Genomic DNA, 20,489 nt, shown 5'->3' on the forward strand with positions numbered 1-20,489 from the left:
GTACCGCCCGCTCGACGTAGCCGTTCGAGGCCGCGTAGATCTGGATGACCTGGTCCTCGACCGGGAGCGGGTCGCGCTCGTTCTGGTTGAGCGCCTTCACGAGCCGCTCGCCGCGGGCCAGCGTCGCCTGCGTGTCCGGGTCGAGGTCCGAGCCGAACTGCGAGAACGCCTCGAGCTCGCGGTACTGCGCCAGGTCGAGCCGGAGCCGCCCCGCCACGGACCGCATCGCCTTGATCTGCGCGGAGCCGCCGACGCGCGACACCGAGATGCCGACGTTCACCGCCGGGCGCACGCCGGCGTAAAAGAGCGCGTCCTCGAGGAAGATCTGGCCGTCGGTAATGGAGATGACGTTGGTCGGAATGTACGCCGAGACGTCGCCCGCCTGCGTTTCGATGAGGGGGAGCGCGGTGAGCGAGCCGCCCGGCGCGAAGATCGTCCGGTTGTCCACCACCGCCGGGTCGTCGCGGATCTTGGCGGCGCGCTCCAGCAGGCGCGAGTGCAGGTAGAACACGTCGCCCGGGTACGCCTCGCGGCCCGGCGGGCGGCGCAGCACCAGCGACATCTGCCGGTACGCCACGGCCTGCTTGGAGAGGTCGTCGTACACGCAGAGCGTGGCCTTGCCGCGGCCGTCCTCGCCGCGCGTGTACATGAAGTACTCGGCCAGCGCGGTGCCCGCGTACGGGGCGATGTACTGCATCGGGGCCGGGTCGCTGGCCGTCGCGGCGACCACGATGGTGTAGTCCATGGCGCCGGCGTCGGTCAGGCGCTGCACCACGCCCGCCACCGTCGAGGCCTTCTGGCCGATGGCGACGTAGACGCAGACGACGCCCTGCCCCCTCTGGTTCATGATGGTGTCGATGGCGATCGCCGTCTTGCCGGTGCCGCGGTCGCCGATGATCAGCTCGCGCTGGCCGCGGCCGATCGGGATCAGGGCGTCGATGGCCTTGATGCCGGTCTGCAGCGGCTCCTTCACCGGCTGGCGCAGCACGATGCCGGGGGCCACGATGTCCACCTGGCGCCGGCCGTCGAGCCCCTGGATCGGGCCCTTGCCGTCGACCGGCTCGCCCAGCGGGTTCACCACGCGCCCCAGGTAGCCGGGGCCCACGGGGATGTCGAGCACGCGGCCGGTGCGGCGCACCTGGTCGCCCTCCTGGATCAGCGTCCAGTCGCCCAGGATCACCGCGCCGATGTTGTCCTCCTCCAGGTTGAGCGCCAGCGCCGTCACCGGCTGGCTCTCGGCCCGGGTGGGGGTGATCTCGAGCATCTCGCTCGACATGGTGCCGGTGAGGCCGTAGATGCGGGCGATCCCGTCCTTGACCTCCAGCACCTCGCCGATCTCCTCGGCCCGCAGGTCTTCCTCGTAGCGCTCGATCTCGCCGAGCAGGACGCTCTTGATCTCGCTCGCGCGCAGCAGGGTGTCGGCCGGCATTCTCACTCTCCTCTATCGGTAGTGCCCAGTGCCCAGTCCCAAGTGCCCAGGAACTTCAACCCCGGGCCGCTTCGATTCTAAAGCTTCGATTCCCGGTGCCCAGTCGCTTCGACCCTGGGCACTGGGCCCTGGGCACTGGGCACTGTTTTCATTCACGCCGAAGCGCGCCCGTCGCCGCCGGGCCCGCCCCGGCCGTTGCCGTGCGGGAGCTCTACCGCCAGCAGGCGCCGGCGCAGGCCCTGGGCGCGGCTCCGCACCGAGCCGTCCAGGATGGTGTCGCCCACGCGCACCACCATCCCGCCCAGCAGCTCCGGGTTCACCCGGAAGGTGGGGAACACCGTCTTCCCCAGCCGGCGGGCCAGCGCGTTGCCGATGTCGGCCTGCAGCGCCTCGTCGGGGGCGTGGCTGATCTCCACGTCCACCCGCACCCGCCCCGACAGCTCGTCGACCAGGGCGCGGTACTGCGCGGCGATCTCGCCCAGCAGGCGCTGGCGGCGCTTGTCGACCACCACCATCACGAAGCGCAGGAAGAGCTCGGGGACCCGCCCCGTCAGCGCGCCGCGGAGCGCCTCCTTGCGCGCCTCGGCGGAGATGCGGGGGCTGGCGAGGAACTCGCGCACGCGCGGGTCGCGCGCCAGCTCGGCCAGGCCTTCCGCGGCCGCGAGGAACTCGTCGACCGTGGGGCGCCCGCCGTGGCGCCGCGCCAGCTCCAGCAGCGTCTCGGCGTAGTTCCTGGCGATGATCTCGGCGCGCACGGCTCAGGCTCCGATCGGGGCGGGAGACTCGACCTCGCCCAGGAACTCGCGCACCAGGCGGCGGTTCTCCTCGCTGTCCAGGCGGGCGCGCACCAGCTTCTGCGCGGCTCCGATGGCCAGGTCCACCGCGTCGCGGCGCACGGCGGCCAGCGCCAGCTCGCGCTCGGTGGCGATGTCGGCGCGGGCGCGGGCGAGCATCTCGTCGCGCTCGCGGCGGGCGTCCTCCAGCGCGTCGGCCTTCATGCGCTCGGCGGTGTTGCGGCTCTCGGACAGGGCCTCCTGCACGCGGGCGCGGGTGTCCTCCACCAGCTTCCGGTTCTCCTCGGCCAGCCGGGCGGCCTCGGCGCGGTCCCGCTCGGCGTCCTCGGCCAGCTCGCGCAGGTGCGCCTCGCGGGCCTCCACCGCCTCCAGGATCTTCGGGAAGGCGAACTTCGCCAGGACCGCGAAGACGATCAGGAAGATGACGAGGGTCCAGATGCTCAGGCCCGGGTGGAGCGTGAGCAGCCCGCCCTTCCCCTCCTCCTCCTGCGCCAGGAGAGGCGAGGCGGAGGCCAGGAGCAGCGCCGCGGAGGCGTAGATCGAGCGATGCATCGGATCGAAGTCGATTTTCATGGTTTCCCCTCTGCTCGCGGCCTCCGCGGGCACCCTTGCCCGCGGAGGCCGCCCGGCCGTCAGATCTTGGTCCAGATCAGCACCGCGACCACGATGGCGAACAGCGCCACGCCTTCGACGAACGCCGCGAGGATCAGCGCGGCCGTCTGGATGTTGCCGGCCAGGTCGGGCTGGCGCGCCATCCCCTCGGTGGCGCCGCGGCCGATGAGGCCGATGCCGATGCCGGCGCCGATCACGGCCACGCCGGCGCCGATGCCGGCGCCCAGCAGCCCGTTGTTCAGCGCGGTGTTGGCGGCTTCCTGAAGCAGCATCTGTGGATCTCCTGTCTCATGTCTTCCACCGACTCGGGCACCGCTCCCGGCGGCCCAGGAGGCCGCGGACGCCAGCCGGCGCGGGGAGTCCCCCCGCCCGCGCGTCCTCCCCGGGCGCCCATCTCCCGGGTACTGTACGACGGGGTCGGAGCCGTCCCCCGCCGGCGGCGCTTTCGTGTCGGGCGCGCCGCGGATCCCGAACTTCAAGTCCTTAGTGTGTTAGTGCTTAGTCCTTAGTCCGTCCCACTAAGCCACTAAGGACTCAGGACTAAAACACTTTCGCACTTTCGCACTTTCGCACTCTCGCACTCTCGCACTTCCTCAGTGCGCATGCCTCGCCAGCCCGATGAACACGCTGGTCAGCATCGCGAAGATGTACGCCTGCAGGAAGGCCACGAAGATCTCCAGGAACGAGATCGCCACGGCCATCAGCACCGGCCCCGCCAGCACCACCCAGCTGCCGAACACGAAGATCAGGGAGATCAGCGCCAGCAGCACGATGTGGCCGGCCGTCATGTTCGCCATCAGGCGGATGCACAGCGCGAACGGGCGCGTCAGCTTGCCCACCAGCTCGATCGGCGAGAGCACCATCGCCATCAGGTGCCCCGAGACCTTCCCCATCCCCTTCGGCACCACGTAGATCGTCCCCAGGTACTGCTTCGGCCCCACGGCGATCAGCCCGCCGATCTCCGCCACCACGAAGGTGATGACGGCCAGCGCCGCCGTCACCGACACGCTCGCCGTGGCCGTGGACCCCCAGGGGATGATCCCCAGCAGGTTGCAGAAGAGGATGAAGAAGAAGAGGGTGCAGACGAAGGGCGCGTACTTCTCGCCCCCGTGCCCGATGTTGGGCACCACCACCTCGTCGCGGATGAACAGCACCATCGCCTCGATGGCGTTGTGCCGCTTCCCCGCCGTCACGCCGCGCTCGGCGCGCGACGCCAGCCGGGCGCCGCCCAGCAGGCAGAGGATGGTGAGCAGGCCGGCGATCCCCATGAACATGACGTGCTTGGTGGGCGTCATGTCGATGGGGCCCAGCATGTACGTGCCCGCCGCGGGGAAGCACACCACCTTGCCGAAGGGGAGCTCCCACTCGCGCGAGTCCTGGATGTGCTCGATGTAGTCGAGCTCCTCCTCGCCCCCGGCGGCGCCGTGCCCCGCCCCGCACCCCTCGTGCTCGGCCGCCTCGCTGCGGCCGTACCCCGTGGCCTCGACGGCGTGCTCCGACCGTGCGGTCGCGTCGTGCTGCGCCAGGACCTCCACCGGCGCCGCCTGGGCGGGGTCGGTGGAGGGCGCGGCGCCCGCCAGCGCGAGCAGGACTGCGGCTGTAGCAATCATCGATTCCTGTCGTTCCCTGCGCCGGGCATGAGCAGCACCGGCTCGATCAACGTGGTTGCGAACAGCACCGTCACCATGCTCAGAAGCGCCGGGGCGGCCGGCACCTCCAGCAGCGGCACCGCCACCAGCGCGGCCACCACCACCAGCAGGAAGCGCGAGAGCATCCCCATCCCGAAGGCGGCCAGCCGGTGGTGCGGCAGCGCCACCGCCGTCACGGCGAACACCAGCGCCTGCCAGAACGCCGCCAGGGCCACCCCCAGCATCACCGCCTGCCGCTGCTCGGGCCTCACCACCGCCGAGGCCACCAGGAGCACCGCCGCCGAGACCACCGCCACCGCGGCCAGGAGGCGCGCCAGCCGGCCGCTCACCCGTCCCCCCGCTGGCGCGGCCCGATCACCAGCTTGCGATAGATCCACGCCAGGCTCAGCCCGAACCCCAGGAAGACCCCCAGGAGCACCCCCCACGGGCTCGTCCCCAGCCGCCCGTCGACCCAGACGCCGAGCAGGGTGAACAGCACGATCCCGCCGGCGAAGGTCACGCCGAGCCCCGCGTACTGCGCCGCGTCCGGCATGTTCGGCCGGCGGCGGTCCGGACCGCTGGGAATCTGCGCCATGACTGGGTTTTCTCGCTCTCCTCGCCCTGCCGAAGCCCAATATACCCGCTTGTGAAATTTTTCGCAAGCTTCTTGTGAAAAGTTTCTCAAGCGCCTCCCCGGACGCCTCCGGGCCCCGCTGGCGCGTCCGGGGCGGGGCCTCTATCTTGCGGTCCCGCGGCTCACGGAAGTGCGCCCGTTCGCGCCACTTCCGCCGCCCGCGCGACCCTGGCCCCGAGCCCCCACGCAACGCCGGATGAGACGAGCCTTCGCCCCCCTCCTGCTCCTGGCCGCCGCGCTGGCGTGCCGGCCGCAGGCGCCTGCTCCCGCGGCGGCGCCCGCCGCCGGGGAGGACGGCCCGCTCGTCACCACCCTCCAGGTGCTGGCCGCCCGCGGCCAGGTCCAGGTCGCGCTGGCGGTCACCAACGCCTCGGCCGCGCCCGTGGTGCTGGAGTTCCGCTCCGCGCAACGCTACGACTTCGCGGTGCAGGACGGCGAGCGCACGCTCTGGCGCTGGTCCGAGGGGCGCGGCTTCGCGCAGGCGGTGGGCGCCGACACGCTGCCGCCCGGAGTCACGCGCAGCTGGTCCGAGAGCTGGACGCCCTCCCCGGGGCACGCCGGCCGCGAATTCACCGCCGTGGGGACGCTGACCGCCGCCAACCTCCCGCGGGAGCAGCGGTCCGCGTTCCGCATCCCATGACGGGCGCTCGCGCGCCGCAGGTTCCGTTCCTGTTTCCGTGACTGCCTTTACGCCCGCCTCCGCCCTGGATTCCGGCCCCGCCGGCGCTTCCGCCGACGCGGGCGGGCCCCCGCGCATGGCCGACGTGCTGGCCGCCGCCCGGCGCCTGGAGGGCGTGGTGCGCCGCACGCCGCTGGAGCGCTCCGACGCGCTCTCGGCGCGGGTGGGGGTGGACGTCCACCTCAAGCTGGAGACGCTGCAGCGCACGGGCTCGTTCAAGCTCCGCGGCGCCTGCAACCGCGTCGCCACCCTGACGGACGCCGAGCGCGCCCGCGGGCTGGTGACGGCCTCGGCGGGGAACCACGGGCAGGGCGTGGCCTTCGCGGCGCGGCGGTATGGGGCGCGGGCCACCGTCTTCGTCCCGGCCGGCGCGCCGGAGACCAAGCGGCGGCGGATCGCGCGCCACGGCGCGGAGCTGCGCCTGGTCGACGGCGGCTACGACGCGGCGCACGCCGCCGCCGAGGCGCACGAGGCCGAGACGGGGGCGTTCTTCGTGCACGCCTTCAGCGACCCGCAGACGGTGGCCGGGCAGGGGACGGTGGGGCTGGAGATCTTCTCCGACCTCCCGGAGGCGAAGACGGTGCTGGTCCCCGTGGGCGGAGCGGGGCTGATCAACGGGATCGGCCTGGTGGCCCGCGCGCTGGGCGACCGGGTGCGGGTGGTGGGCGTGCAGACCCACGTGACCTCGGGGATGCACGACTCGCTGGCCGCCGGCCGGGTGGTCCCCGCGCCCACGGGCCCGACGATGTGCGAGGGGCTGGAGGGCGACGTCGACCAGGCCGGCTTCGAGCTCGCCCGGCGGCTGGTCGACGAGATCGTCCTGGTCTCCGAAGACGCCGTGCGGCGGGCGGTTCGCTGGCTGTACGTGGAGGAGGGCGTGGTGGCCGAGGGCTCGGCGGCGGTCGTGGCGGCCGCGCTCCTGGAAGGGGCGGTCGGCGGGCTGCGGGGCCCCGTGGCCGCGGTGCTCTCCGGGAGCAACCTCGACGCGGCGCGGCTCGCGTCCATCCTTTCCGAAGCGTAGATGGCGACGATCCTTCCCTACGCGGGGATACACCCGCGCATCCACCCCTCGGCGTTCGTGGCGCCGACCGCGGTGGTCATCGGCAACGTGACCATCGAGGAGGAGGCGAGCGTGTGGTTCGGCGCCGTGCTGCGCGGCGACGAGCCCGAGCACGAGATCCGCGTGGGCGCGCGCACCAGCGTGCAGGACAACGTGGTGCTGCACGTGAGCAGGCGCGGGGCGACGGTGATCGGCCGCGGCGTCACCGTGGGCCACGGCGCCGTCCTGGAGAGCTGCGTGGTGGGCGACGGCGCGCTGATCGGGATGAACGCCGTCGTCCTCCAGGGCGCGACCGTGGGCGAGCAGGCGCTGGTCGCCGCGGGGGCGGTGGTGGGCGACAACGCCGTGGTCCCCCCGCGCACGCTGGCGGCGGGGACGCCGGCGAAGGTGAAGAAGGAGCTGCAGGGCGAGTCGCTGCGCTGGGTGAGCACCAGCGCGGACCACTACGTGGAGCTGTCGCGCGGCTACCTCGCGCAGGGGATCGGCCGCGTGGGCGCCGGTCCGTCCGGCGAGACGCAGGAGGGGAGATGAGCGACCTGAGAGAGCGGGACGGCGTCGACGCGCCGCGCGGCCCGGCCCGCGCGGGGCTCGACCCCGGCGCCGACGGCGTGCACCCCGGCGTCGCCCCCGCGGCCGTCCGCACGGAGGAGGCCGGCGCGCGGGAGCCCGGCGGACGGGAGGGCGAGGGCCGCGGCGAGCCGGGGGCGATGGAGGAGCTGCTGCGCGCGCTGACCTCGCTGGCCGGGCCCACGGGGCAGGAGGACGAGGTGCTGGACTGGGTGCGGCGCGAGTGGGAGGGGCGCGGCGAGCTCGTGCAGACGCCGGTGGGGAACCTCTTCCTGCGCATCCCCGGCCCCGGCCCCCGCGTGCTGCTGGCCGCCCACGCCGACGAGCTGTCGCTGATCGTGCGCTCGGTCACCGCCGACGGCTTCCTGCGCGTGCTCCCCGGCGAGCGCGACCAGTTCTCCTTCCCCTACTTCATCGGCGCGCCGCTGCGCGTGCTGGCCGACTCGGGCCCGCTCCCCGGCGTCGTCGCCGCGACGACGGGGCACGCGCTCACCCCCGAGCAGCGGGAGCGGACGAAGCTGTCGTGGGACGACGTCTTCGTGGACGTGGGGCTCACCGCGGCCGAGTGCGCCGCGCAGGGCGTCCGCGTGGGGACGCGCATGGTGTGGGACCCAGAGATCCGCCGCGTCGGCCGGCTCCTGGTGGGCAAGGCGATGGACGACCGGCTGGGGGTGGCCGTGCTGGTGGACCTCGCGCGGCGGCTGTCGAGCGCCCGGCCGCGCTTCGACGTGACGCTCGCCTGCACGGTGCAGGAGGAGATCGGGATGCTGGGCGCCTCCAGCCTGGCGCGCGGCGGACGCGAGTTCGAGGTGGGCTTCGTGATCGACAACGGCCTGGCGGGCGATATCCCCACCACCTCCGCGGCGCACGTGCCGGTGAAGCTGGGGCTGGGCCCGGCGCTGGTGCACCGCGACAGCTCGGTGCACTACTCGCGGCGGCTGATCGCGGAGCTGCGCGCCGTCGCCGCCCGGCACGAGATCCCGGTGCAGGACGCGGTGCTCTACCACTACTCGTCCGACGGCGCGCACCTGGTGCGGCAGGGGATGGAGGCGCTGCTGGTGGCCCCGCCGATCCGCTACTCGCACTCCCCCTTCGAGGCGGTGGACGTGCGCGACGTGGAGGCCACGGCCCGGCTCTTCGCGGCGTACCTCACGGAGGGCGGCGCGGGGTGAGTCCCATTTCGCCGAGGCCCGTCCGGGACCGGGATCGGGATCCGGATGTCTCACGCAGAGTCAGCAGAGTCAGCAGAGAACCCCGAATTTTCTCTGCTGACTCTGCTGCTCTGCGTGCCATTATCCAGCTTTTGAATTGAACCGGAACGATGTCCGGTAGCGCGGTATGACTCCGACGCGCAGCCCCGACGCGGTGGTCGTCGGCGGCGGGGTGATCGGGTGCGCGGTGGCCCGCCGGGCGGCGCTCGGCGGGCTCTCCGTCGTCGTGGTCGAGCGCGGCACCCCGGGCGCCGAGGCCTCGTCCGCCGCCGCCGGGATGCTCTCTCCCCTGGCCGAGGCCGCGCGCCCCGGCCCCTTCCTGGACCTCCTCCTGCGCGCGCGGGAGCTCTATCCGGCCTTCGCCGCGGCCATGCGCGAGGAGACCGGCGTGGACGTCGGCTACGGCGACGCGGGCACGCTCTACCTGTCGCTGCGCGAGGAGGACGACGCGGAGCTGGAGCACCGCCTCGCCTGGCAGTCGGCCGCGGGGCTCTGCGTGGAGCGGCTGACGTCGGACGACGCGCGCCGGCTGGAGCCGCGGGTGAGCCCGGCCGTCCGCTTCGCGCTGCGCTTCCCGGGCGACCACCAGGTGGACAACCGCGCGCTCTCCACCGCGCTCTGGTCGGCGGCCGCGCGGGCCGGGGCCGCGTTCCGCCTGGGCGCCGAGGCCGTGGCGCTGCTGCGGGAGGGGGATCGCGTGATCGGGGTCGAGCTGGCGGGCGGGGAGCGGATCGAGGCCGGGGCGGTGGTCGTGGCGGGCGGGAGCTGGGCCGGCCGGCTCGGCGGACTTCCCCGCCTTCTCCCGGTCAGGCCGGTGCACGGGCAGCTCCTGGCGCTGGAGGCCGTTCCCCCGCTCTTCCGCCACGTGGTCGACTCGCCGCGCTGCTACCTGGTGCCCCGCGCGGAAGGCCGGGTGATCGCCGGCGCGACGGTGGAGGAGACCGGCTACCGCAAGGCGGTCACCCCCTGGGGCGTGCGGCGGCTGCTCGACGGCGCGGTGGAGATGGCCCCGGAGCTGGAGCACGCGCCGCTGGCCTCCGCCTGGTCCGGCCTGCGCCCGGGGACGCCCGACGGGCTGCCGATCCTGGGCCGCGATCCGGATCTCCCGAACCTCTTCTACGCCGCCGGCCACTACCGCAACGGCATCCTCCTGGCGCCCCTCACGGGCGAGCTGATCGGCGGGATGCTGCTGGGGGAGGCGAGCGGAGTCGACCTGGGATCGTACGGGATCGGGCGGTTCGCGGCCGGGGGCGAGGAGGATAAGGGCGCCTGAAGGCGCGGCAACAACGGCGCAAAGCCCGCCTGCGCGGGCTCCCTCGGCGCACTCCGAGGGTTCGGCGCGCATCGGCGGACATCCTGAAGGTCGCGCCGACACCGAGGTTTGATCCGCGCACCGATCTCGACCTGCCACCTCCCCCGGCACGGGGGAGGTGGCGACGCGGCAGCGGCGCCGGAGGGGCCCCCGCTCCGAATCTTGCGGTGCTCGGCCCGCCGCCGTCCTCCCCGACCCCGTCCGTTCCGCCCATGCGCATCGCCGTGATCACCGACGCGCACGCCAACCTGCAGGCGCTCCGGGCCGCGCTCGCCGAGATCCGGCGCATCGGCGTGGACGCGGTCTACCACACGGGCGACGCCATCGGCATCGGGCCGCAGCCGGCGGAGGTGCTCGACGCGCTGCTCGGCGAGCCGGGGATGCGGCTGGTGATGGGCAACCACGACGAGTGGTTCGCCGCCGGCCTCCCCGAGCCGCCCGCGTGGATGAGCCCCGGCGAGTTCGAGCACATCCGCTGGGTGCACGCGCAGCTCGATCCGGCGCTCCGCGAGGCGGTGGCGGCGTGGCCGTACGTGCTGGACGAGGAACTGGACGGCGTGCGGGTGCGCTTCCTCCACTACCCGATGCACGACGGCAGACTGCAGCCGCTGCGGGAGCTGGCGACGGGGAGCGACGCCGACGCGCTGTTCGGCCCCACGGGCGCCGACCTCGTCTTCTACGGCCACCACCACCCGTTCTCCGACGTCACCGGCGCGGCCCGCTACGTGAACCCCGGCTCGCTCGGGTGCCACGGGGAGCCGCTGGCCCGCTTCGCCGTGCTGGAGACCCGCCCCGGCGCTGGCGGCACGCTCGCCTTCCACGCCGTCCCCTACGACGCCGCCCCGCTCCTGGCCGAGTTCGCCCGCCGCGCCGTCCCCGAGCGCGACTACATCCTCCGCCACTTCATGCCGCGCGGGTAGCCGCGCACCTTCCGGCAGCCGGCTCGGCCGTCCGGCCCGGGACCACCGCGGTCGTCGACGGCATTCTCTGGATCGAAGGGGGTCTGATGCGCGTGCTGCTGTCGACGATCGGGTCGCGGGGCGATGTCCAGCCGCTGGTGGCGCTGGCGCTGGAGCTGAGGGCGCTCGGCCAGGAGGTCCGCCTGTGCGTGCCGCCCGACTTCCGCGACTGGATCGAGGGCCTGGGGATGTCCGTCACGCCCATCGGTCCCGAGCTGCGCTCGACCGGGAGAGCCAACCCATCGGCAACCCTGCCCACGCCCGAGCAGCGGCGTCGGATGATGGAAGGCACGGTCGCGACGCAGTTCGAGACGATCGCGGCGGCGGCCGAGGGCTGCGACGTGATCGTGGGAGCGACCGCCCTGCAGATCGCCGCTCCCTCCATCGCGGAACGGATGGGCGTCCCGTACGTCTTCGCCGCCTACTGCCCGGCGGTGCTGCCGTCGCCGCACCACGCGCCGCCCGTGCTGGCCACGCTGGGAGACGCGCCGGCGCCCGCGGCGGCCGACTACCGCGAGCTCTGGGCGCAGGACGCGCGGCGCTGGAACGACACGTGGGGCCCCCTGCTCGACCCGCACCGGGCATCGCTCGGCCTGGCCCCGGTCGGCGACGTGCGCGGCCACGTCCTGACCGGCCGGCCCTGGCTGGCCGCCGACCCGACGCTGGCGCCCTGGCCCGATCCCGCGGACCGGGCCGTGCTCCAGACCGGCGCCTGGATCCTGCCGGACGAGCGTCCGCTCTCCCGCGAGCTGGAGGCGTTCCTCGACGCCGGCGAGCCGCCCGTCTACTTCGGCTTCGGCAGCATCCGCGCGCCGGAAGGCCTCAGCCGGGCGATGATCGAGTCCGCCCGCGCGCTCGGGCGCCGCGCGATCGTGCTGCGCGGGTGGGCCGACCTGTCGCCGGTGGACGACGAGCCCGACTGCCTGGCCATCGGCGAGGTCAACCAGCAGGCGCTGTTCAGGCGGGTCGCGGCCGTCGTCCACCACGGCGGCGCGGGCACCACCACCGCGGCCGCGCGGGCCGGCGCGCCCCAGGTCGTCATCCCGCAGCACTACGACCAGCACTACTTCGCGCGACGAGTCGACCACCTCGGCATCGGGACCGCGCACACGCCCGGCGCACCGACCGCCGACTCGCTGGCGAGCGCGCTCGGGCACGCCCTCCACCCCGACGTGGCCGCCCGCGCCCGGTCCATCGCCACCGCGGTGCGCACCGACGGCGCACGGGCCGCCGCCGAGCGCCTGGTGGCCGCCGACCCACGGAGCTCGTCCTGAAGCGGTTCCACGATCCTCGTGGAATCCGGGAATTGCTCGGTGGATCATCGCGCCGTAGTATCAACCTGCCGGACCGGACGGCACTGGCTGACCCTGGAGACGCATGACCACGCTGCTGCGCTGGAGGCTCCCCTTCGGATAGGGATTCAACCCTATCCGGAGGTGCGCATTGAGCAGAAGCAGGAAGAAGACGCCCATCACGGGCATCACCACCGCGCGCAGCGAGAAGCAGGACAAGCGGCTGGCGAATCGGAAGCTGCGCCGGAAGACGAGGCAGGCGCTCCGCTGCCGGGACCTGGACGTGCTCCCGGTGCTGCGAGAGGTGAGCAACGTCTGGTGCATGGACAAGGACGGGAAGTTCTGGTTCGGCGACTACCCGCGGCGCGACGCCACGCTGCCTCCGACTTCCTGGGCCGCTCGCCACCCCGGCTTCTACGCGAAGTACTACGTCCGGCTCATGCGGAAGTAGACCACCGAGCCCCCGCCACCTCTCACGGTGCGCGGGGGCTCACGTCATTCCCCGCCGCTCTAGTGGTTCCCAATCCGGTAACAATACCCTTGACAAACGATCCTGAAGTTACCAAAATGGGAACAGACGCGCGCGTTCCTCATGGGTGGGGATGGGAAGGGAGTGGACATGCGGATCATCACCGAATCCCGGCTTACCGCGTTCTGGAGGGAGCACCCCGATGCAGAAGAAGCCCTGAAGGTGTGGCGGGCGATCATCCGGGCGGCGTCCTACCAGAAGCCATCGGAAGTGAAGGAGCAGTTTCGGAGCGCAAGCTTCATCGGGGATCGAGTCACGGTGTTCAACATTTGCGGGAACAAGTACAGGCTCGTGGTCACGATGCGGTACGACATGCAGAAGGTGTTCATCCGGTACGTGGTGACGCATGAGGAATACGACGACCTGACGGACAGGGGCGCACTGTAGCAACCTCACACCACGGCCCCAGGGAGGAACGGGCCTCCCGGCAAGAACGGTCACCTGCACATGGGGTTTTCTGACGATGCCTGCCGTACTGGACTTCACCAAGCCGCACCTGCTGCGGACCGAGGATGAGTTCCACGCCGCAGTGGCCGAGGTGGACGCGCTGCTGGATGCCGAAGTGCAGCAGGGGAGCGAGGAGTACGAGCGCCTCGAGTTCCTGTCCGTCCTCATCGAGGAGTACGAGCATGAACAGCTCGGAGATGTGGACTGGGGGACCACCCCGCAGACCGTCGTCGACTTCATGCTGGAGCAGCGCGGGATGACGCGCGCCGACATTTGCGACGCCATGGGCGGGAAGAGCCGGGTATCCGAGTTCTTCTCGAACAAGCGCCCGCTCTCACGTAGACAGATGTGCGCACTGCGCGACCTGCTGGGGATTCCGGTGGACCTGCTGATCGAGCCGTAGTCCGTTATCTGCTCTGCCCGGCCCCAGGAACCCGGTGGCCCGGAGCGAAGGCTTCTCGGGAGGTCTGGCGTAGGGCGGCGGCTCCCGGGAAGGAGAGGCGCCGGTCAGTACCAGCGCCCCCGCCAACCGCCGACTCCGCTCCTCAGGCCGCCTGCGCTACGCCCCCACGGCCGCCGCCTCGACCTCCTCCAGCGGGGCCCAGCCGGGGAGCACCTCGAACACCTTGAGCGCCAGCGGCACCTTGCCGAAGGGGGCGGAGACCTGCACGCCCTGGATCATCCCCATGGCGTCGCGCAGCATCTCGCGGGCGATGGCGGTGCCTTCCAGGGTGCCCTGCTCCTTCCCCTCGGCGCTCGCGCGGCGCATGCGCTCCAGCACCGCGTCGGGGACCACCACGCCCGGCACCTCGTTGGCCAGGAACTCGGCGTTGCGCGCCGACACCAGTGGCCAGATCCCCGCGATCACCGGGATCTTCAGCCCCTCGCGCTCGATGTGGCGCACGAAGCGCTCGAGCTGGCGCAGGTCGAACACCGGCTGGGTGATGGCGTACTCGGCGCCCGCGTCCACCTTCCAGAAGAAGCGCCGCATCTCGTACTCGAAGTCCTCCGCGCCGGGGTTCACCCCCACCCCGATCACGAAGCTGGTGGGCTGGCCCAGCACGTTGCCGCCGGGGTCCAGGCCGCGGTTCAGCCGCGCCGCCAGGTTGGTGAGCCCGATCGCGTCGATGTCGAAGACCGCCGTGGCGTCCGGGTACGGCCCCATCTTGGGCGGGTCGCCGGTGATGAAGAGGAAGTTCCTCAGTCCCAGCGCCTGCGCCCCCAGGAGGTCCGAGAGCATCCCCAGCAGGTTGCGGTCGCGGCAGCAGTAGTGGATCACCGGCTCGATCCCCACCCGCTGCTGCACCAGGAGCGCCGTGGCCAGCGCGCCCATCCGCGACTGCGCCCGCGGCCCGTCGGGGACGTTGACCCCGTCGACGCCGGCCGCCTTGAGGAGGCGCACCCCCTCCAGCATCGCTTCGGGGTTCACCCCGCGCGGGGGGACGATCTCGACGGTGGTGAGGAACTCGCCGGCCGCGAGCCTGGCGCCCCAGTGGGAGCGCTCGGCCAGCGGCACCGGCTGCACGGCCGCAGCCCCGGGCTCGTGCTCCTCCACCTCCACGCGCGGCGCGTGCGTGTGCGAGAGCATGCGGAGCGCCCCCGCCATCCGCGCCACGTGCTCGGGGGTGGTGCCGCAGCAGCCGCCCACGAAGCGCACGCCCTTGCGGATCATGCGCGCCGCGTAGGTGGCCATGTACTCGGGGCTGGCCATGTAGATGGTGCGCCCGTCCACGTCGCGCGGGAGCCCGGCGTTGGGCTGCATGGAGATCGGCCGGTCCGTGGCCGGGAGCAGCCGGTCGGCCGCGGCCAGCATGGCGCTGGGGCCCACGCTGCAGTTGAGCCCCACCACGTCGGCGCCCGCCTCGGTGAGCCGCTCGGCGAGCACGGCGGCCTCGGTGCCGAACGGCGTGCGGCCGTCCTCGCGGATCACCATCTGCGCCACCACGGGAAGCTCCGGGGCGGCGTCGCGCACGGCCAGGAGCGCCTGCAGGATCTCCTCGAGGTCGGCGAAGGTCTCCAGCACGAAGAGGTCGACGCCGCCCGCCGCCAGCGCCGCCGCCTGCTCGCGGAAGACGGCGCGCGCCTCGGCCGTGGAGGTGGGCCCGTACGGCTCGATGCGCACCCCCAGCGGCCCGATCGCCCCCGCCACGCACACCCGCTCGCCCGCGGCCGAGCGGGCGACGCGCGCGGCGGCCAGGTTCAGCTCCTCCACCCGGTCTTCCAGCCCGTGGCGGGCCAGCTTCACGCGGTTGGCGCCGTAGCTGTTGGTCTCCAGCACCTCGGCCCCGGCCTTCACGTACGCCTTGTGGACGTCGCGCACCAGGTCGGGCTGGCTTACGCTCAGCTCGTCGTAGCAGCGGTTGATGTAGACGCCCTTGGAGTAGAGCATCGTCCCCATCGCACCGTCGAACAGGTGCGGGCGGCCGTCTTCGATCAGTCGGCGGAAGTCGGGCACGGGAAGTCCTGAGTGCTAAGTGCTTAGTCCTTAGTGTCTTGGTGCCCAGTGCCCAGTGCCCAGTGCCCAGTGCCCAGGAACGACCCGGGCACCGAACAACCGAGCACTAAGGACTCGGGACTAAGGACTTCCGTTCAGCTCGCCAGCGTGTCGGGATAGACGAGCGGGACGCGGCCCGTGGCGGGGACCACCCACAGCACCTTCCCGTCGCGGCCGAGGCCGACCTCGGCGTCGCCGCCCGCGGGGGTGCAGCCCCGGCGGCCGGGGTAGATCCAGCGCGCGGACGTCTGCTGGCGCATCTGCTCCAGCACGGACTCGCGCGTGGGACGCGGCGTGCCGCCGGGGAAGCGCTCGGCGAGGTGGTCCAGCCGCCCCGCCGGGCAGCGCGTGGGGCCCGCCCCCAGGCGCCTGAGCACCACGGCCGAGTCGTCGCCGACCGCCAGCTTCTCCGCCGCGCGCTGCCTGCGGCGGCCGGGCGAGAACATCAGCGCGAGCACCACGATCAGCCCCACGGCGATGATCGCCGCGCTCACCATGCGCGAGCGCGCCCGGTGGGTGCGCAGCGCCCGGTCGACGGGATCGGATGGTCTGGCGATCGGCTCCTCCTCGCGCGCGGCGCGGCTGCATGTCCCGGGACCGACTGCGAACGCGCCCCGCCCTTGCACGAACTCTGCCGGACTGTCCCGCTCCGCCCCTTCCCCTGCGCCGGATCCCGACCGCACGCGCCGATGGCAGCCCCTCAGCCTCGCGCGGTTTGCGAGGCTTCCTGCCGTTGTTGCCGCGGCTTCAGCCGCCCCGGCAACCCCCGGCACCCCCCCAGCGATCCCGGCGACGCCTGTCCTCAGCTGGCCGAGAAGTACTTCGCCGCCGGGTGGTGCACCACCAGCGCGGCGGTGGACTGCTCGGGGTCCAGCTGCCACGCGCTGGTCAGGTCCACCCCGATCGTCTCCTTCACCGGGAGGATGCGGAAGAGCACCTCGTGCTGCTCGATGTCGGGGCACGCCGGGTAGCCCCACGAGTAGCGCAGCCCCCGCGGCTCGCCGATCCCCAGCTCGCTCCGCACGCGGCGGTTCACGTACTCGGCCGTCCCCTCCGCCGCCTGCACGCTGAAGCCGTGCAGGTAGTACCCTTCCGTGTAGTCGCCCTCGCGGTTGCGGCGCGCCACGAACTCGGCCGCGCGGTCGCCGCTGGTCACCACCTGCAGCGCGATCACGTCCTGCGGCCCGGCGCCGTTCGCCTCGCGGAAGTAGTCGGCCAGGCACAGCCGCTCCCGGTCCTCCTGGCGCGGGAAGCGGAAGCGCCCGATCTCCTTCGTGCGCTCGGCCGGGTCGAACACCACCACCTCGTCGCCCTCGCGCGCGGCGGGGAAGTAGCCGTAGACGGCGCGCGGGCGCAGCCACCCCTGCGTGCGGGCCTCCAGCGTGTAGCGCCTGAGCCGCGGCTCGAAGTCCTCGCGCACCAGGCGCTCCCACTCCTCGCCCTTGAGGTTCCTCGCGCCCCACTGCATCCGGTACAGCGTGTTGCGGTCGATGCACTCCACCACGTCGTCCACGGGGATGCCGTCCAGCACCTTCCACCCCCAGAACGGCGGCGCGGGGACGTCGGCCTCGGGGACGGTGGACCCTGCGCGCGACGCCGGGCGCAGGTCCTTCGCCCGCCCCTTCGCCTGGGCGTACTCCTCGCTCCGGCGCAGCATCGCCCGGTTGTGCTCCTCCACGAACTCGCCGCGCGCGGGGTCCATCAGCCGGTCCATCACCGCCAGGCCCTCGAAGGCGTCCTTGCAGTAGAACATCCCCGCCGGGTAGGGGACGCCCTCCTCCACCATCGCCGCCGCGCGCACGAAGCTGGGGTTGATCGCCGCGCCGCCCACCAGCAGCGGCCAGCGCTTCCCGCGCCGGTGCAGCTCCTGCGCGCAGAGCGGCATCTGCTTCGAGGTCGACACCAGCAGCGCCGAGAGGCCGATGGCGTCCGCCTCCACCTCCTCGGCCTTCTCCAGGATGGTGTTGATCGGCACCTGCTTCCCCAGGTCGAACACCGTGTAGCCGTTGTTGGTGAGGATGGTGTTCACCAGGCTCTTGCCGATGTCGTGCACGTCGCCGTAGACGGTGGCCAGGACGACCTTCCCCTTGGTCTGCCCCTCGGTCTTCTCCAGGTAGTTCTCCAGCCGCGCCACGGACTTCTTCATCACCTCCGCGCTCTGCAGCACGAAGGGGAGGATCAGCTCGCCCGCGCCGAACTTGTCGCCCACCTCCTTCATGGCCGGCAGCAGCACGTCGTTCAGCACGGGGACGGCGCCCAGCTTCTCCACCGCCGCGTCGATCAGCTCCTCCACCCCGTCCTTTTTGCGGTGCAGGATCTTCCAGTGCAGCGCCGCCTCGGGCGTCATCTCCGCCGTCGGGTCCGCCTGCGCGCCGGTGTCGACCTCGGCGTTCTCGAAGTGGGCGATGTAGGCGGCCAGCGGGTCGTGCTCGGGCGTCCTCCGGTCGAAGATCAGGTCGTCGGCGAGCCTGCGCTCCTCGGCCGCGATCTCGAAGTACGGCTTGACGTGCGCCGGGTTGATGATGGCCGTGTCGAGCCCCGCCTCCACGCAGTGGTGCAGGAACACGGAGTTCAGCACCGCGCGCGCGTGCGGCTGCAGCCCGAACGAGACGTTGGAGACGCCCAGCGTCGTCAGCACGCCGGGGAGCTCGCGCTTGATCGCCCGGATCCCCTCGATCGTCTCCACCGCCGACCGGCGCCACTCCTCCTCGCCCGTCGACAGGGTGAAGGTGAGCGCGTCGAAGATCAGCGCGTCGGGCGCCAGGCCGTACTCGCGCGTGGCGATGTCGTAGATCTTCCGGGCCGCCTCCAGCTTGGTGTCGGCCGTCTTGCACATCCCGCCCAGCTCCCTGTCGATCGTCAGCGCGACGACCGCGGCGCCGTGGGCGGCCACGTGCGGGAGGACGGCGTCGATGCGCTCGCGCCCGTTCTCCAGGTTGATGGAGTTGACGATGGCGCGCCCCGGCGACTGCTCCAGCGCCAGGCGGATCACGTCGGCCTCGGTGGAGTCGATGCAGAGCGGCGCGTCCACCCCCTGCGAGAGGAGCTTGACCACGGTGCGCATCTGCGCGCCCTCGTCCTGCCGCTCGGTGAGCGCCACGCACACGTCCAGCACGTGCGCGCCGCTCTCCGTCTGCTCGCGGGCGACCTCGAGGACGCCGTCGTAGTCGTCGGCCAGCAGGAAGCGCTTGACCTTGCGGCTCCCCTGCGCGTTCACCCGCTCGCCGATCATCGTGGGCCGCGGCTCCTGCACCAGCTCGTTGGCGCGGATCGCCGAGGAGAGGCGGGGCACGTACGTCACCGCGCGCTCCTTGGGCCTGAGCCCAGCCACGCGGCCGACCAGCTCGCGGATGTGCTCCGCGCCGGTCCCGCAGCACCCGCCCACCACGGAGACGCCGAACTCGCGGACGAACTCCTCCATCTGGTCGGCGAAGGGCGTGGACTGGAGCGGGTAGACCGCGCAGCCGCCCTCGTTGTGCGGGATGCCGGCGTTGGGGATGCACGAGATCGGCAGCCGGCTGTTCTCCCCCAGGTAGCGGATCGCCTGGCGCATGTGCTCGGGGCCGGTGGAGCAGTTGAGCCCCAGCACGTCCACGTGCAGCGACTCCAGCGTGACCATCGCCGCGCCGATGTCGGTGCCCAGCAGCATGCGCCCCGAGGTGTCGAGCGTCACCTGCACCTGGAGCGCGACGGGGCGGCCGGCCTCGCGGATCGCCTCGCGGCAGCCGAAGACCGCCGCCTTCACCTCCAGGATGTCCTGCGAGGTCTCGACCAGCAGCACGTCCACCCCGCCCTCCACCAGCGCGCGCGCCTGCTCCGCGAACACCGGCACCAGCTCGGCGAAGGTGACGTTGCCGAGCGTCGGGTCGCTCGCGGAGGGAAGGAAGCCGGAGGGGCCGATGGAGCCGGCGACGAAGCGCGGCCGCCCGTCCCGCGCGGCGAAGCGGTCGGCGACGCCGCGGGCCAGGCGCGCGGCGGCCACGTTGATCTCGCGCACCTGGTCCTGGAGGCCGTACTCGCCCAGCGTGATGCGGTTGGAGCGGAAGGTGTCGGTCTCCAGCACGTCGCAGCCGGCCTCCATGTAGCCGGCGTGGATCTCCTCGATGACCTCGGGCTTGGAGATCACCAGGTAGTCGTTGCACCCCTCCAGCCGCTCCCCGCCGAAGTCCGACGCGGAGAGGTTGTAGCGCTGGATGGAGGTGCCCATCGCGCCGTCGAAGACGATCACGCGCTCGGCGAGCGCGTCGAGGTAGGGCGAGCGTACGTCGGTCATGCGTGCGGCCGTGCGATAAACGAAAAGCCCCGCGACTCGGCGAGTGCGGGGATGAAAGGCCCGGGTGTGCTCGGGGCTCCGGGCGATCCCGACTCTTTAGCGTTTTTTTAACGAGGTCGCAAGCGGTCGCAAATCCATCCTCGGCACGCGTTCGCGGCGTGCAGGTGGGAATCTACGCGGAGCGCGCGGTTCCGCAAGGGGTGGAGGATGTCGAGCCTGGCGAACTGCGAACCGCAACCGCGGGTTGGGGGCGTGTCCCTCCGCTGCGCTCCGGGCCGGGCTGCGCGCGCGGTAGGGCACGATACGACCGTGCCCAACCGCGCCGGGCCACCGCCGCCACGATACCCCCGTGGCGGCGGCGTCCCGGCCCTCCGGGCGCGCATCTCTCACGCGACTTCGACCCGAAGCGACGGAACCACGCAGGGGCGAGGCCTGCCTCGACCGCCCCCGCCTCGCCCCCGCACGAACGCTCGCCCATCGACCCCCGAGCCCGCCCCGGACGCGGTTGAAGCCTCGCGGGGTTTGCGAGGCTTTCTGCCGTTGTTGCCGCGGCGCCGCGGCTTCAGCCC

The 20,489-nt window shown here is 72.6% G+C and carries 20 protein-coding genes; 10 read left to right on the forward strand and 10 right to left on the reverse strand.

Going from position 1 to position 20,489, the window contains the following annotated elements:
• The 7 genes from atpA to VF746_29860 all read right to left on the reverse strand — a co-directional run.
• A partial coding sequence (gene atpA, locus VF746_29830) for a F0F1 ATP synthase subunit alpha (GenBank protein ID HEX8696655.1) occupies window positions 1-1,429 on the reverse strand: 1,429 nt, incomplete at its 3' end.
• A 152-nt stretch (window positions 1,430-1,581) separates the two neighbouring features.
• On the reverse strand, window positions 1,582-2,184 hold the full coding sequence (gene atpH, locus VF746_29835) for an ATP synthase F1 subunit delta (GenBank protein HEX8696656.1): 603 nt from the start codon (window positions 2,182-2,184) through the stop codon (window positions 1,582-1,584).
• Window positions 2,185-2,187: 3 nt separating this feature from the next.
• The gene (gene atpF / locus VF746_29840) at window positions 2,188-2,796 is read right to left on the reverse strand and encodes a F0F1 ATP synthase subunit B (protein HEX8696657.1); all 609 of its coding nucleotides are present in this window, start codon (window positions 2,794-2,796) and stop codon (window positions 2,188-2,190) included.
• A 59-nt stretch (window positions 2,797-2,855) separates the two neighbouring features.
• Window positions 2,856-3,107 carry an ATP synthase F0 subunit C gene (atpE, locus tag VF746_29845; protein HEX8696658.1) on the reverse strand — a complete coding sequence of 84 codons (252 nt, stop codon included), beginning with the start codon at window positions 3,105-3,107 and terminating at the stop codon, window positions 2,856-2,858.
• A 321-nt stretch (window positions 3,108-3,428) separates the two neighbouring features.
• Window positions 3,429-4,445, reverse strand: a complete 1,017-nt coding sequence (atpB, locus tag VF746_29850; protein HEX8696659.1) for a F0F1 ATP synthase subunit A — start codon at window positions 4,443-4,445, stop codon at window positions 3,429-3,431.
• Window positions 4,442-4,813: a hypothetical protein gene (locus VF746_29855; GenBank protein HEX8696660.1), complete on the reverse strand. Its 372-nt coding sequence runs from the start codon at window positions 4,811-4,813 to the stop codon at window positions 4,442-4,444. The genes atpB and VF746_29855 overlap by 4 nt, the downstream gene beginning before the upstream one ends.
• A complete protein-coding gene (locus VF746_29860) occupies window positions 4,810-5,058 on the reverse strand; it encodes an AtpZ/AtpI family protein (protein HEX8696661.1) in 249 nt (82 codons plus the stop codon). The genes VF746_29855 and VF746_29860 overlap by 4 nt, the downstream gene beginning before the upstream one ends.
• Before the next feature lie 235 nt (window positions 5,059-5,293).
• On the opposite strand from VF746_29860, the gene VF746_29865 reads away from it, so the two are divergent.
• From VF746_29865 to VF746_29910, 10 genes are all read left to right on the forward strand, one after another.
• Window positions 5,294-5,737, forward strand: a complete 444-nt coding sequence (locus VF746_29865; GenBank protein ID HEX8696662.1) for a BsuPI-related putative proteinase inhibitor — start codon at window positions 5,294-5,296, stop codon at window positions 5,735-5,737.
• A gap of 37 nt (window positions 5,738-5,774) precedes the next feature.
• Window positions 5,775-6,797: a threonine/serine dehydratase gene (locus VF746_29870; GenBank protein HEX8696663.1), complete on the forward strand. Its 1,023-nt coding sequence runs from the start codon at window positions 5,775-5,777 to the stop codon at window positions 6,795-6,797.
• Window positions 6,798-7,367, forward strand: a complete 570-nt coding sequence (locus VF746_29875) for a gamma carbonic anhydrase family protein (protein ID HEX8696664.1) — start codon at window positions 6,798-6,800, stop codon at window positions 7,365-7,367. It begins immediately after the preceding gene.
• The gene (locus VF746_29880; GenBank protein HEX8696665.1) at window positions 7,364-8,575 is read left to right on the forward strand and encodes a M20/M25/M40 family metallo-hydrolase; all 1,212 of its coding nucleotides are present in this window, start codon (window positions 7,364-7,366) and stop codon (window positions 8,573-8,575) included. The genes VF746_29875 and VF746_29880 overlap by 4 nt, the downstream gene beginning before the upstream one ends.
• Window positions 8,576-8,741: 166 nt before the next feature.
• On the forward strand, window positions 8,742-9,887 hold the full coding sequence (thiO, locus tag VF746_29885) for a glycine oxidase ThiO (GenBank protein ID HEX8696666.1): 1,146 nt from the start codon (window positions 8,742-8,744) through the stop codon (window positions 9,885-9,887).
• Window positions 9,888-10,138: 251 nt separating this feature from the next.
• On the forward strand, window positions 10,139-10,846 hold the full coding sequence (locus VF746_29890) for a metallophosphoesterase family protein (GenBank protein HEX8696667.1): 708 nt from the start codon (window positions 10,139-10,141) through the stop codon (window positions 10,844-10,846).
• A gap of 86 nt (window positions 10,847-10,932) precedes the next feature.
• Window positions 10,933-12,159 (forward strand): glycosyltransferase, encoded by a 1,227-nt coding sequence (locus tag VF746_29895; GenBank protein HEX8696668.1) that lies wholly within the window; start codon window positions 10,933-10,935, stop codon window positions 12,157-12,159.
• A gap of 169 nt (window positions 12,160-12,328) precedes the next feature.
• Window positions 12,329-12,628: a hypothetical protein gene (locus tag VF746_29900; protein ID HEX8696669.1), complete on the forward strand. Its 300-nt coding sequence runs from the start codon at window positions 12,329-12,331 to the stop codon at window positions 12,626-12,628.
• A 168-nt stretch (window positions 12,629-12,796) separates the two neighbouring features.
• Window positions 12,797-13,093, forward strand: a complete 297-nt coding sequence (locus VF746_29905; GenBank protein HEX8696670.1) for a type II toxin-antitoxin system HigB family toxin — start codon at window positions 12,797-12,799, stop codon at window positions 13,091-13,093.
• Between the two features lie 76 nt (window positions 13,094-13,169).
• The gene (locus VF746_29910) at window positions 13,170-13,556 is read left to right on the forward strand and encodes a hypothetical protein (GenBank protein ID HEX8696671.1); all 387 of its coding nucleotides are present in this window, start codon (window positions 13,170-13,172) and stop codon (window positions 13,554-13,556) included.
• Between the two features lie 156 nt (window positions 13,557-13,712).
• On the opposite strand, the gene VF746_29915 is transcribed toward VF746_29910, so the two are convergent.
• From VF746_29915 to metH, 3 genes are all read right to left on the reverse strand, one after another.
• Window positions 13,713-15,608 (reverse strand): bifunctional homocysteine S-methyltransferase/methylenetetrahydrofolate reductase, encoded by a 1,896-nt coding sequence (locus VF746_29915; protein ID HEX8696672.1) that lies wholly within the window; start codon window positions 15,606-15,608, stop codon window positions 13,713-13,715.
• Between the two features lie 134 nt (window positions 15,609-15,742).
• Window positions 15,743-16,273 (reverse strand): hypothetical protein, encoded by a 531-nt coding sequence (locus VF746_29920; protein ID HEX8696673.1) that lies wholly within the window; start codon window positions 16,271-16,273, stop codon window positions 15,743-15,745.
• Window positions 16,274-16,449: 176 nt separating this feature from the next.
• Window positions 16,450-19,920 (reverse strand): methionine synthase, encoded by a 3,471-nt coding sequence (gene metH, locus VF746_29925; GenBank protein ID HEX8696674.1) that lies wholly within the window; start codon window positions 19,918-19,920, stop codon window positions 16,450-16,452.
• Window positions 19,921-20,489: the final 569 nt, after the last annotated feature.

The organism is Longimicrobium sp. (genome assembly GCA_036389795.1).
Lineage (GTDB): Bacteria > Gemmatimonadota > Gemmatimonadetes > Longimicrobiales > Longimicrobiaceae > Longimicrobium.

Coding starts and splice junctions, on each gene's coding strand:
- atpF (HEX8696657.1), bottom strand. CDS start 2,796: ATGAAAATCGACTTCGATCCGATGCATCGCTCGATCTACGCCTCCGCG.
- atpE (HEX8696658.1), bottom strand. CDS start 3,107: ATGCTGCTTCAGGAAGCCGCCAACACCGCGCTGAACAACGGGCTGCTG.
- atpB (HEX8696659.1), bottom strand. CDS start 4,445: ATGATTGCTACAGCCGCAGTCCTGCTCGCGCTGGCGGGCGCCGCGCCC.
- VF746_29860 (HEX8696661.1), bottom strand. CDS start 5,058: ATGGCGCAGATTCCCAGCGGTCCGGACCGCCGCCGGCCGAACATGCCG.
- VF746_29865 (HEX8696662.1), top strand. CDS start 5,294: ATGAGACGAGCCTTCGCCCCCCTCCTGCTCCTGGCCGCCGCGCTGGCG.
- VF746_29875 (HEX8696664.1), top strand. CDS start 6,798: ATGGCGACGATCCTTCCCTACGCGGGGATACACCCGCGCATCCACCCC.
- VF746_29880 (HEX8696665.1), top strand. CDS start 7,364: ATGAGCGACCTGAGAGAGCGGGACGGCGTCGACGCGCCGCGCGGCCCG.
- thiO (HEX8696666.1), top strand. CDS start 8,742: ATGACTCCGACGCGCAGCCCCGACGCGGTGGTCGTCGGCGGCGGGGTG.
- VF746_29890 (HEX8696667.1), top strand. CDS start 10,139: ATGCGCATCGCCGTGATCACCGACGCGCACGCCAACCTGCAGGCGCTC.
- VF746_29895 (HEX8696668.1), top strand. CDS start 10,933: ATGCGCGTGCTGCTGTCGACGATCGGGTCGCGGGGCGATGTCCAGCCG.
- VF746_29905 (HEX8696670.1), top strand. CDS start 12,797: ATGCGGATCATCACCGAATCCCGGCTTACCGCGTTCTGGAGGGAGCAC.
- VF746_29910 (HEX8696671.1), top strand. CDS start 13,170: ATGCCTGCCGTACTGGACTTCACCAAGCCGCACCTGCTGCGGACCGAG.
- metH (HEX8696674.1), bottom strand. CDS start 19,920: ATGACCGACGTACGCTCGCCCTACCTCGACGCGCTCGCCGAGCGCGTG.